The following is a 12,279-nucleotide window of genomic DNA, read 5'->3' on the forward strand; positions in this document are numbered from 1 at the left end:
GCCACGGTTTGTGAAGGTCGGTCCTCTGATCGCCGGTGAGGTCCTGCCAAAGGCAGCCTGGCAGCGGGGGTGAAGGATCATGTAGATTCCTTCACCTCGCGTCGCTTGTCCTGGTGGCGGTCCAAGAGCGCCGGATACTCAGGCAGCTCGACTCTTCTGATACTTTAGATTCTGAAACTCCGGGTTGTACAAACAGTGACCAAAGAGATGGCAATCAAAACCGCAGGACTTCGGCCCGGCGCAGTAGTCAAGGTTCGCTCACGACGCTATCTGGTCGAGAACGTAGAGCCTCCAACGGACGCTAGGTGGGAGCAGACCCTGGCAGAACTCTCCTGCCTCGAAGACGACGCCCAAGGTGAGCACCTCTCCGTCCTCTGGGAACGTGAGGTCGACGCCCAGGTCCTGCCGCAACCTGACTGGGGACACCTTGCCCGTAAGGGGTTCGACGCACCGCACATCTTCTCCGCCTACCTTCACGCACTTCGCTGGAATCTCGTAACATCCACGAACCCGCGACTTTTCCAGTCTCCGCACCGCGCTGGCATCCAGATCATGTCCTACCAGCTGGAACCTCTGAAAAAGGCGCTTCAGATGCCGCGCGTCAACCTCTTCATCGCCGACGATGTCGGACTCGGCAAAACGATCGAAGCCGGCCTCATTCTTCGCGAAATGATCATGCGCCAGAAGGTGAAGCGCATCCTCATCGCATGCCCGGCCTCTCTTGTCACTCAGTGGCAAAGCGAAATGGAGGCTCGCTTCGGCTTGAGCTTCGTCATTTTCGACCGAGACTATCTTTTCAACTGCCGCCGGGAACGCGGTTACGCTATCAACCCGTGGACCACTCATTCGCAGTTCATCGTCTCCCACTCCCTCCTGCGCGACGAGCAATATGCCTCACCCCTGCGTGACTGGCTCAAACAGCACCCCTCCGGCTCCATGCTCGTTCTCGACGAAGCCCACCATGCCGCTCCGGCCACGTCGTCGGTCTATGCTGTCGACTCCCAGTTCACCCGTGGCATGCGCGAACTCACACCGCTTTTCGAGCATCGCCTTTTCCTTTCAGCTACTCCGCACAACGGCCACTCGAACAGCTTCTCGGCGCTCCTCGCCATGCTCGACCCCCAGCGCTTTATCCGCGGTGAACAGATCAAGGACCCTCGATTACTCGACCAAGTCATGGTCCGTCGCCTCAAAGATGAACTCCGCGAACTCGTTCCGGACCTCGGTCTGCCGAAGCGCGATGTAGTCCAGCACGATATTTCAGGACTGCCCGAAGATGCACCCGATCTCGCCTTGATGCGGCTCCTGACCCAGTACCGCGCCCTCCGGGACAAACGCCTCGAAGGCAGTCGTCGCTCGCAGCAGACCGCCGCGAACCTGGTCATCACGACTCTCCAAAAACGCCTCTTCTCCTCCATCGAGGCCTTTAACTCCACTCTGCGCGTCCATCGCAAGAGCATGGAGAAGCTTGCTGTTGAAGCCGAATCCGAAGTAACGGCGGCTCTCCTCCACGCCTGACCGACATACCCAACATCAGCCAGAAGGGAACCCGGCTGGGAAACTGGCTGAACCGCGAGCAGGCCAAGGAGCTGCTCGCTGTCCCCGACCGCTCGACGCTCAAGGGCAAACGCGACTACGTCATCCTGGTGCTTCTGGTTGGCTGCGCCCTGAGGCGGAACGAACTGGCCGAGCTTGATGTCGAGACCATCCAACAAAGGGAGGGGCGCTGGGTCCTGGCCGACCTTGAAGGGAAGGGAAGACGCATCCGCACCGTCGCCGTCCCCATCTGGGTCGAGCACGGCATCAACGCCTGTCCTATGCACTCGTGAAGAGGAAGGTGAACTATGTGCTTGATGCCGACATCCAGGGCTTCTTCGATAATCTCGACAAAGCGTGGATGATCAAGTTCGTCGAGCACCGCGTCGCCGACCGCCGCATCCTGCAACTGATCCAGAAATGGCTCAAGGCTGGGGTGATGGAGGAAGGGAAGTGGTCGGACACGGAGACGGGTACTCCGCAGGGGTCGGTGATCTCACCGCTCCTTGCCAATATCTATCTCCACTATGTGTTCGATCTCTGGGCGGACGTCTGGCGCAAGAAGTGTGCGAGGCGAGGTGATCGTCCTCCGCTATGCGGATGACAACGTGCGCAACCAGCACATCGCCTCGATGCACAGCAAACGCCACGTCCCGCAGTGAACCCGTCAGGGGCACTTCACAACGGGTGCTAAGAGTGCAAATTGAAGGTAGATTTTTTCCCTGTCCACATTTGCAGGGGCGGCGAGGTCAGCGGCTGACCGCCGATCTCTGGCTGAGGAGCATCCGGAGGTCTGCTAGGTGCCGCTGCTTCCAGGCTCGTTGCGCATTTAGCTGCTGGACTGCGGCGTCGCGCTGTCTGGAAGCCTCGCCCAGCGCCGCAACAAGGTCTTCGGCGGTGCTGGCCTTTGGCGCTGGTCCCTTATGCCCAGGCGAAAGGATGTCTCTGCGATTGCGATCATTGTTGCACTGCCGGCAAGCGCTGACGCAGTTTTCGATGGTGTTGGGGCCACCGCGAGCGCGCGGGATGATGTGGTCGACGGTGGCCTGGTCGGGGGCGGCCTTGTCACAGAGAAGTGTGGCGCGGTTGCACCAGTGACACATTTTGTCTGCCTGGAGCCACAGAATCGTTCGTCGGGGAAGTTGATTTTTGGTTGGGTTTTTCATTGGGGTTCACTTTCAGTCAGGTATTGCGTCAGGTACGCATAGAAATGCCCAGTCTTGGGGACTGGGCTGAGGGGAGGTTTCCTGGCATTCTTCAACCCGCTGCGGGTGAAGGAACAAAGTTTGTTAATCTTTGCAGGACGAATTGTTGGTCACTCAAGCGATGCGTGAGTGATTGGTCTTTGTGGTGAGAGCTAATACCCCTACGCGCGTACTGCATTGCGGTGGACTCATCAGGGCGTTGATAACCAACCCTCGAAGCTATGTCCCGCTCTTATGGGAGAGATATTCGCGAACGAGCTGTGGTACAACCCATTCATCGATGAGAGTTCGTATTAGCGCATCATTCTCAGGGGTATCCTTGGTCTTGATCTGTATGGGAGATGGTGAGGAAATAGTGCCATCCTCTAAAACGGTATTCGTATCGATCATTGTAATGCTCCTAATCTAGACACGATCGTGAACGCTATGCTTGAGAGGGTCTGGTGAATCACCGTGCATATAAGCGCGTTCGAAGCCTACAGGTGAGGTCATCCCGGTGCTTTTGGCTGTGTCAATGTTCGGCGCTGCAGTTCTGATGGAACGCAAGTGCCGCGGACCCGCGACCGGGCAGAATTCTGCTTATTGCAATCGGTTCAGCAAGGTAGTACGAATTCGAGCGGCTCCTGACGACCAGCAGAGAGGTGCCGGACAGCGTTATCAAAGCATGGAGTGGTGGAGTAGGGAAAAGCTGGCGCCCAGCTTTCGCTCGAATGTTTACTCATGTATAACTTTCGAGTTGGCGACCATACGTCCAAAAACGTGAAAGTCGACGATCAGGTCCATTTGTTTGCTGGCACGTTCATTCTGCGTTACCGGTGACATTAAGCGTCTGCGCGCGTTGGGGCGGGCATGGTGATCCTGGCGAGCGAACCGCCGCGCTCACGCGAGGTGATGGCCGCTGGTGGGTTGCCGCGCGACCTGATGGCAGCGCCTGTGACGGGTGAACCCTTCTCCGCGATTTGGACGAACGAGATTGTGATGACGCTGTCCGATGATGCGCATAGTAAAAAGAATCGGCATCACTTAGTGACACGGGATTCGGCCGGACGCGAACGAGGGAAAATGCGCCTTCTGGCGGCGAAGGCAGGAAAGCCAGAGCAGAAGCTGGTGGTTGTTATTGACCCGGTCGCGCACACGATCTGACCATGTGGAGCGCGGAACGAATGGACCGAAGGTGGCGACCGTGGCGAAGATGAAAGAGCCGATGGGTGTATTGCCGGGAGCAAACAGGAAAGAGGACTTCCCGCAGCAATCGGACGTGTCAGCCGAGCGGCTAGGGTCACAGACTATCGACAACGTGGTGGCGACTGGCGAGCGGACGACGACGGCAACTCCGGCGGGGCGCATAGGGAACGACGTGCCGATTACGGATACGCGAGGTGTGGACATCGAACGAGATGAAGTTGGTGCTGCTGCATGAGTGGATGGACCCGCGGACGGGCGTTCCGATCACGCACCTTGCCGACTTTTCGCGCGCGAAGCCGAAATCCGGCGCTGTTTAGTCCCCGCCCGGCTATGGACGATCTTGATGAGCTTCGCGGCAGAGTTCCGCCGAAACGGGCGACTTTATCTGAGTAGATTTTTCGGCGATTCAATGGGTGCAAGCGCTACGGCATTGGACAATCAAACGTCTCTCCGGTAGTCAATGTTATTTGCCTCAGAACGCAATACAACCTGTGTCGCGGAATATTGAGTTCGGAAGCTATTTTTGTGAAGGACATCCCCGCCTTACGTAGGTTACGAGCGCGATCCAGATCCACTTCGGAATGGTCCAAGGGCAATCTAGATCTGAAATCTTCTCCATTGATGGAACGCGCTCGTGCTAGTAGGCGATACAACATGTTGGGCAGAATGTTAAAGTAAACGGCGATCTCTTTGATCGTTTTCCCTGCTTTCTGCAGTTCGCGGACCCTATTCAAGTTCACTTTAGGATGGTTCAGCGGGTCGCTGGGCTGCACTGTTCGCTCGAACGTTTCTCCGGTGATGGCACGCGCTTGTTGCAATACCTTGAACAATGTTGGTACAGATACGTTGAACTGGCGCGCTATATTGGCAAAGATTATTCCCGCCTTCCGCAGTTCACGCACCTTTCTCAAGTCGATTTTGGGGTGATTTCCAGCCTGCTGGGGTGCGCGCTTGAACGTTTCTCCGGTAATGGACTTCGCCTGTCTCAATACAGATCGTAAAGTTGTTTCACGCACGTTCAGCTCACACGATATCTTTTTCAGTGTCATCCCCGCTTTCTGTAGCTCACGGACCCGGTCCAGAATAACCATGGGGTGGTTCAATGGATCCAACCGCTGCCATGTGCGGTCGAATGTTCCTCCGGTGACGGAGTTTACGTGCTTCAGCACCGCTTGCAACGTTGCGTAACTTACGTTCAGCTCACGGGCTACATTCGCAAAAGTCATCCCGTCCTTCCGTAGTCCGCGAACTCTGTCCAAATCAATTTTTGGATGGTTGAAGGGATCAACTCTGCGCCGAACTGTGGGGCGAATGTTCTGTCTTTTCGCAGCTTTAATCACTAGATAAGTTGAAATACCAAGGGACTGCGAGATTGCGCTGTAGGACGAAGCGCCTTGCGCAATCTGTTCGGCCACTGCCATATCGTAAGACCGCTCGATTGCGGGGTTTCTCCCTCTGACCAAGGCCGGTACTTCAATATCGATAATCATTTCAAAATCCTCGTAAAGCTGTTGGAAATCCGTTGCCGAGGCCGACAGCTTTACGGCAGTTTGTCGCGACATATGCGTAAACCTCCTTTTACATGGAAAGTGGGTGGGTAGTGCTCAGAGTCAAGACGAAGCTTAAGCGGCCCGACAAAGCGCAAGATTGCCCGTCGTGCCGAGGTTCGGTCTGCAAGCAGTACCTCAGAGAGGCGATGAGCTTGCGTGTGAATAAACGCACGGGCATTCTCCAACGAGACTTGGCGGGTTTCTCGCTGGTGTGGTCGTGGTAACTGGTCTTCGAGTTGTTTCAGGCGACCCTCTATCCGCGTAAACTCGGACTTCAAGGATTCGATCGGCCCGAGTTCCCTGAGTGAGGCAATGATATTTTCACGCTCCTTACGCAGACGATTCTGCTCGCGAAGCAGTGTGGCCGAGATTGCTTCGGCGTTCCTTCGGTTTTCTTCTGCGGATAAGATCTGGGCGTTCAATGCCTCGTGGAAATATTCAATCGCCGACTCAAGCCGCTCGTGTGCCAGCATGCGGCTAACGAGATGCTCGACAAGTCGGGTTTCAAGCAACGCCTCGTCGATACCTAGAGAGCAACTACACTTTTGGCGTTCGTATCGGAAAGTCTTGCACTTGAGAAATCGGCCGCCACGTTCAACCTTGCCCGACACCACGAATGGGTTTCCGCACTCGTCGCAAAATAGAAGTCCAGAGAACAGTGAAATAGGCGCTGACTTGTCGCGTCTGCCTGATCCTGCCATTCTAGGAATTCCGAGGCTTTTCCGGGTATCGACTATGGACCGTACCCGATCCCACTGCTCGGTGGTGACTATAGCTAGGTCAGGGAAATGCTTGATCGTCCACTGAGACTGCGGAACCCGGCGCATCTGAATTTTCCCAGTAATCGGGTGTTTCACCGTCGTCTTTTTTCCGTAGGTGAGAAATCCGCAATATAAGCGGTTGGAGACGATCCTCCAAACGGTGTCGCGGGTCCAAACGCCCGCCGCCCCACTAATTGTGCAGGGACGAGGAAAGTTGGCATCGCTGCAATCTGTTGCGATCTGTCGGAAAGAGCGACCTTCTTCTGCCCATCCAAATATTGCACGTACGGCGGCGGCGGCTAACTCATCAATTACCAGTTTGACTCCTTTGATCGCAGTCTTTGATGCAGTACTTCTTTTCGTCGGATCGGCGATCGCTACGGTTTTGTACCCGTAGTATCGACCTCCGTGGATCATCCCCTCTGCGATCCGTCCTTTCTGTCCACGAGTGACCGCATGTTTTAGTTTTTTTAGAAACTGCTCATCCCCAGAGGCGAACTGAATCATTAGTTGGTAGAAGTTCGGGTCGCGCGAGTCGAGTTCCTGGTTTACGAAGTACAAAAAGACTTGATGGAACTCGCAAACTTTGCAGAAGCTCAGCACCTCCGAAAGGTTGCGGCCTAATCTGGACGAGTCGTCGAAGAGGACACCTTGGAATGTTCTCGTTCTATCGCTTTGGATCCGGTGTAATAGAGTCTGAATGCCCTCACGAGTAGACATCTGTGCACCGGAGACTCCGGCATCGCTGATGATAAGGGATGGCTCGACTGACCATCCGTTGGCTGTAGCAGCGTCGGTACAGGTTCGTACCTGATCTTCGATCGAGGCGTCTCGCTGTAGCTGATCGTTCGAGAATCGGGCATAAACGCAGACGACTTGGGAGCTAAGTGCATCGGGAACAGCGGCGGTGCGCCTCACTGGCGCACCGCCGGAATTGAGATATGCTGAAAGTCATTGAAAACGCTGATGATTTCGGGGGAGGGGGCTGCGCAGAGAGTTCGATATGCGGTGAGTAAGGGGAGCCAAAAAATCCAGACTTAGCTCTTCACTCAAGCACAATCCCACACAACTTCACACACTAAGCGCACACAGTCTTCTTAGGCAGGATCATCTGTACTAAGTGCTGGCTTGCTGTTTTTGCGCCTGCTTCGGCCCAATCGCAGTGTATTCACCTCGGCCCAGAGACGATCATGAAGCGGCAAGTGGTGACGATCGTTCCCGAGTTAGCGCGCTGTTCCGCGTTGAAGGAATCGAAGCCGAGTTCATCTAGCATCACGATTTAGCGATTTCCATTCCCGGTTTCGGTCAGCTGTATCCCGCTTAGTTGCCAATCCGTTATTTCAAGCGGGCACCAAAATTCGCGGGAACTCGGCTCTCTCCTGTCGCCCGCATGCGGTCGCTAAATTAGTTCATCGAATTTTTACATCTCGACAATGTCAGAATCCCAATGACTAGCCAATGATTATCCGCGGAGGATATCAATGAAAAAGTTAGTTGCTTTACTCTCTCTCGCGGCCGCGTGTTCGGCAGTCTCTGCGGCAGCACAAGACCATGACGATGACCATGACCACTTCGGCCGTGACCGCATTAAGCACGTTCTTCTGATCAGCGTCGACGGCATGCATGCCGTCGATTTTGCAAACTGCGCGAAAGGTATTAGCACCGTCAACGGTGGCCAACCTTACTGTCCTGCGCTGGCTGCCCTTGGCAAGACTGGCATCAACTATGTCGCCGCCAGCACCTCAAAGCCCTCCGATTCCTTCCCCGGCCTGACTGCGATCATCACTGGCGGAAGCCCAGCCCTTACGGGCGTTTACTACGACGTCGCGTATTCCCGGAACTACGACGCTCCCGCCAAGACCACCGGTAACGGTCTCGCGGCCGGCTCTTGCACTCCCTACGTCGCCCCGACCGGGACGACCACCGAATATGAAGAAGGCATCGACATCGACCAGAGCAAGGTAAACGGCGGCGCGCCTGGTGCAGCGCTGACTGATGGGGGCCTCGCCTCTATCGATCCCAAGAGACTGGTCCGTGACCCAGGGAAGGGCTGTGCACCCGTCTTTCCGTGGGAGTTCGTCCGCGCAAATAGCATCTTCAGCGTCATTCACAAGGCGGGTGGCTACGCGGCCTGGTCCGACAAGCACCCTGCGTACTCGTCGGTAGCATCTGGCATTGGCCCTAGCGCGCTCGACGACTTCTACGCGCCTGAGATCAACTCGAATGTGATCGGTCTCCCCGGCGTCAAAACCCCTACCGGCGTGTCCTGCTCGACCGTCCTCGATCCAGGCTCGGACGTGTCGGCTTGGACAAACAGCTTCCAGAACATTCAGTGCTACGACACCTTGAAGGTAGACGCGATCCTCAACGAGATCGATGGGAAGAATCACCTCGGCACCAGGAAGACCGAAGTTCCCACCATCTTTGGCATGAACTTCCAGGCCGTCAGCGTGGGCCAAAAGCTCATTGAGAAGAGCAACGGCGTGACGGGCGGATATCTGGATGCCACTGGAACGCCCAGCGCGGCGTTGCTGGACGAGTTCAAGTTCGTCGACGCCTCGATCGGGGCATTCATCGAGGAGTTAAGGGACAAGGGCCTTTATGATTCGACCCTGATCGTGATCACTGCCAAGCACGGCCAGTCGCCTATCGATCCCAACCGTTATGTCGCTCAACTCAAGGTCGGCACCTCGCCTGCTACCTTGCTCTCCAATGCAGGCTTCATTCCGGACTCTGAATCGACCAACGGCAGCGGCATCGGACCCACGGAAGATGACGTCTCGTTGCTCTGGCTGAAGAGCTCCTCCGACACTGACGCCGGAGTCAAAATCCTCGAAGACAATGCTTCCGCCACCGGAATTGCGCTCGGGCAGCTCTACTATGGCCCGTCACTCGCGATCAACTACAACGACCCAACCAAGGACCCGCGTTCGCCGGACATCATCGTGACCCCCAACGTCGGCGTTACTTACTCCGGCAGCAGCGCAAAGCAGGAGGAGCACGGCGGGTTCGCCCACGACGACACGAATGTCATCCTCCTGCTCTCTCATTCGTCTTTCGAATCCAGCACGGTCCGCGCCGCAGTGGGCACCGTCCAGGTAGCGCCTACCATCCTCAAAGCTTTGGGTCTCAATCCTTGGGAACTCGATGCCGTTCGCGCGGAGGGAACGAGCGTTCTTCCCGCGGTCCAACTCAAGTAAACCTGTCCGCAAGAGCGGGATCAACGACGGATGCTCCTTCGTGGGGCGTCCGGTTTTTTGCGCCGAAGAACGCCAAAATGGGCGATCAACTCGAGGCCCTGGTGGGAGTCCGAGCCTGGGGTCGCTGCCTCAGTTTATGAAAAATCCCCGAGTCACTTAGTTCATCTCCTCCTATGTCCAGGAAAACTACGTTCTTTTGGAGAGGGTTGACGTGCAGCTTATTGCCAGGAAGTCCGGGCCGTTCGGTCAAGGCCAACAGCAGCAACCTTTGCAGGAAGATTCCCACGCTGTGGGCGTCTCCCCTCCACTCAAATTGAGAGCACCGAGCTATCTAAGTTTCCCGATCCAGGAATACTGCCATGCTGCCGAAACGTTCTGATAATTACCGCCAAACCGGATATAGGTGCCGTTGCTATAGCTAACCTTTATTGATTGATGCTTGGTGATGGGCATCGAAAATGTGCCCCCGAGCCGCGAGTTGCTCTCCTTGCTCAGAGAATTTTTTACTCCGCCAATACTGGTCTCCCCGCCAAACCAGTAGTTCCCATCGAGAGATATCCAAAGCCGAGGTTTGATGTCGTAGCTCAAATGTCCTTCAAATGCCCCGATCGGACTCTGCGACTGAGTTCTGGTGCCGGAATAATAAACGTTGCGCGACCAGAAGTCGGAGTTGCTGGTAAAGAACCAGACCCCCGCATATGAATCTAGGACGAGCGCCCGAAATCGCCGGGAATACCCGAGCTCCGGCTTGAAAGACCATCGGTTCGTGCCCCAATTGATGAGTTTGGTCGGATCGTATTGGCCGGTAGGCGGGACCACCTTGACACTGACGCCCAAAAGGGTTTTCTGCTTCCATCGAGAAAACTCCGGAATCGGCATCGCCCGACCACCCATAAGATTCACCGAAAGGCGATAAACCGAATCCAGCAGACCCGAACGATAGAGCCGCAGTCCGGCTCCTGTAACGGTTCCCTCGAAGGTTCCTCGTCCGTAAGGTAACGAGGCGACCGCGTTTGCCGAGCGGCCAAACATACTAAAGGAACGGTAATAGGTGAGGCTCGGAACCTGATACGTTCCCACAGCGCCACTTACCGGAAGCGACCCGTTATAGTTGATAGTCCCGTCATAGAAAGACCAAGTCACGGTAACTACATTCAATTGCGAAGGAGTAATGACATAGGCCCGTGGCGCAAGTTCTTGCGCGCTCACCATGCAGATCCACAGGGTCTGCGCCGCGGCAAGAAACACGAATCTCAAGAATCCTCTACCTCTATTCTCAATTTGCTCCCAGTCCCATGGCGGTGCGGATCTCTGGCACTTCGGCGGACCATGATAACTGTCATGGGCCCTGCCCGGGAATACATCGATTCATTGCAAGTCATTCACAATTTTTATTTACCGCTTCGTGGCAGTGAAATAGAAGTTCGCAATCAGTCCCAGCTGATTCAACTGCTGATTTGGCTTCTTGCCGGTATTGTTCTGATGATCGTAGTAGGGGCTAAGTTCCAGATGGCTTCGGATAGGGAAGGTAGCGCCTAGGTATAACGCTGTGGTGCTCCATTTCTGATATTTGCTCTCGTAGAACTCCTCGGCGCGGAGATAGATTTTTGGGTGATAGGAGTGAACGGCAAGCGACTTTTGCAGTGAAATCCGATTACGGTATCGCCAGTCGTATTCTCCGTTCGTCCAGTCATTGTCGGCGCGACTTCGATCGGAAAGCAACAGACCCCACTGGAGAGGAAAATTGGCCGTGGCGACCAGTTGCAGTCGCTGTACGGTACTAGCGTCCGCCGAGGGAAGAATGCGGTAGCCGGCAGAGAAGATCAGAGCGCGCTTCTCGGCTTCGTCCAGATCGAACGCGGTTACGCTCTTAAGCCTAATCCACGGTTTGAGGTAAAAATCCACGCTGGGGCCCAGTTCAGCCTGGGTTGGGTCGCCACCCTCGCGGGTCTGTTTCGCCTGAAATCTGAGGCACACCAGCGGGTTGATCGAGACAGAGGAATCGATTTCAGGCAGGAACTGGGGGGACTGCGCCGTTGCTAACGAAACCGTTGTGATCAAGATGAAAAGGCCAACGCACGGAAACGAAGGCCATCGGCGCTTTCGATGATCTCTGCTATCGGCCAATACGAGTAACATTTGATGTTCCAACAATCTATGACATAGAGAGTATGCACCTCTGCCATCGACCGCAATGAGTAATTTTCCGGATGTACAACTGCTGAGTTCGCGATGTTAGGGTTGACGCAGAAGCCACACCTCGGCAAGATGGCGGTAGCCGGCTGGCCGGCTTCTATACGGTTCGTTCAATACAGTTTGTAGTGCGGGAAGAATGATTGTAATGGATAACCCCTTTACACCTCGCGGCCAGAGCAGAGATCCGATTCTGGAGCATGAGCGCCCCATGGAAGTCGCTGATGATGTTCTCAAAGTCATCCACAGCACCACACGCCTTAGATTCAAGTGACACCCATCAGCCAGACCCAAGCGACGGATTCTTACGATGCGCTTCCCCTTTGTCAACGCGAGTTAATGCGCCACGGTCGCCCCGGCGGTCACAATCTCTCTACTGAGTACGCGATTGGCTTGCGGCCGAGTGCGTGTAAATGCTCACAAAGTCACTCAGCGTTTAAAACTCTCGTGTGATCTTAGGGAGAGCCACAAACATACCCTTTCCGCCACGAACCTCGACGAGACCACGGCGAAAGATAAACCCACCGAAGTCAGCCGCCTCCGAGATCGCCGACGAAACCCTGACCTCAGACCGGCCGCATTACCGTTTATCGGCCTATTCAGAATCTTATACGTCAGTTGGCAGCCTTATTGCCGGCTTAGGTAGCGG

11 protein-coding genes are annotated in these 12,279 nt (G+C 55.5%); 6 read left to right on the forward strand and 5 right to left on the reverse strand.

The features are described from left to right. The first annotated feature begins 207 nt into the window (after positions 1 to 207). The 3 genes from RBB81_RS13275 to RBB81_RS13285 all read left to right on the forward strand — a co-directional run bounded on the left by RBB81_RS13275 (position 208) and on the right by RBB81_RS13285 (position 2,140). Positions 208 to 1,518: an SNF2-related protein gene (locus RBB81_RS13275; protein WP_353070966.1), complete on the forward strand. Its 1,311-nt coding sequence runs from the start codon at positions 208 to 210 to the stop codon at positions 1,516 to 1,518. A gap of 71 nt (positions 1,519 to 1,589) precedes the next feature. Further along, positions 1,590 to 1,829, forward strand: a complete 240-nt coding sequence (locus RBB81_RS13280; protein ID WP_353073932.1) for a tyrosine-type recombinase/integrase — start codon at positions 1,590 to 1,592, stop codon at positions 1,827 to 1,829. 8 nt (positions 1,830 to 1,837) lie between these two features. Next, the gene (locus RBB81_RS13285) at positions 1,838 to 2,140 is read left to right on the forward strand and encodes a reverse transcriptase domain-containing protein (protein WP_353070967.1); all 303 of its coding nucleotides are present in this window, start codon (positions 1,838 to 1,840) and stop codon (positions 2,138 to 2,140) included. A 145-nt stretch (positions 2,141 to 2,285) separates the two neighbouring features. Here the strand turns inward: RBB81_RS13285 and RBB81_RS13290 are convergent, their stop codons facing one another. Then, the gene (locus RBB81_RS13290) at positions 2,286 to 2,702 is read right to left on the reverse strand and encodes an HNH endonuclease (protein ID WP_353070968.1); all 417 of its coding nucleotides are present in this window, start codon (positions 2,700 to 2,702) and stop codon (positions 2,286 to 2,288) included. An 888-nt stretch (positions 2,703 to 3,590) separates the two neighbouring features. On the opposite strand from RBB81_RS13290, the gene RBB81_RS13295 reads away from it, so the two are divergent. Further along, entirely contained in the window at positions 3,591 to 3,884 is a 294-nt protein-coding gene (locus tag RBB81_RS13295; protein WP_353070969.1) for a hypothetical protein, read from the forward strand. Between the two features lie 40 nt (positions 3,885 to 3,924). Further along, positions 3,925 to 4,161 (forward strand): hypothetical protein, encoded by a 237-nt coding sequence (locus RBB81_RS13300; protein WP_353070970.1) that lies wholly within the window; start codon positions 3,925 to 3,927, stop codon positions 4,159 to 4,161. A gap of 187 nt (positions 4,162 to 4,348) precedes the next feature. On the opposite strand, the gene RBB81_RS13305 is transcribed toward RBB81_RS13300, so the two are convergent. Continuing rightward, a complete protein-coding gene (locus RBB81_RS13305; protein ID WP_353070971.1) occupies positions 4,349 to 5,488 on the reverse strand; it encodes a hypothetical protein in 1,140 nt (379 codons plus the stop codon). Then, a complete protein-coding gene (locus RBB81_RS13310) occupies positions 5,467 to 7,155 on the reverse strand; it encodes a recombinase family protein (RefSeq protein ID WP_353070972.1) in 1,689 nt (562 codons plus the stop codon). The genes RBB81_RS13305 and RBB81_RS13310 overlap by 22 nt, the downstream gene beginning before the upstream one ends. A gap of 563 nt (positions 7,156 to 7,718) precedes the next feature. Between RBB81_RS13310 and RBB81_RS13315 the strand changes: the two genes are divergently transcribed. Then, positions 7,719 to 9,437, forward strand: a complete 1,719-nt coding sequence (locus tag RBB81_RS13315) for an alkaline phosphatase family protein (protein WP_353070973.1) — start codon at positions 7,719 to 7,721, stop codon at positions 9,435 to 9,437. Positions 9,438 to 9,764: 327 nt separating this feature from the next. On the opposite strand, the gene RBB81_RS13320 is transcribed toward RBB81_RS13315, so the two are convergent. Continuing rightward, positions 9,765 to 10,685: a transporter gene (locus RBB81_RS13320; RefSeq protein ID WP_348641653.1), complete on the reverse strand. Its 921-nt coding sequence runs from the start codon at positions 10,683 to 10,685 to the stop codon at positions 9,765 to 9,767. A 147-nt stretch (positions 10,686 to 10,832) separates the two neighbouring features. Further along, positions 10,833 to 11,498: a DUF2490 domain-containing protein gene (locus tag RBB81_RS13325; RefSeq protein ID WP_179582431.1), complete on the reverse strand. Its 666-nt coding sequence runs from the start codon at positions 11,496 to 11,498 to the stop codon at positions 10,833 to 10,835. Positions 11,499 to 12,279 lie beyond the last annotated feature (781 nt).

It is taken from the genome of Tunturibacter gelidoferens (genome assembly GCF_040358255.1).
Classification (GTDB): domain Bacteria; phylum Acidobacteriota; class Terriglobia; order Terriglobales; family Acidobacteriaceae; genus Edaphobacter; species Edaphobacter gelidiferens.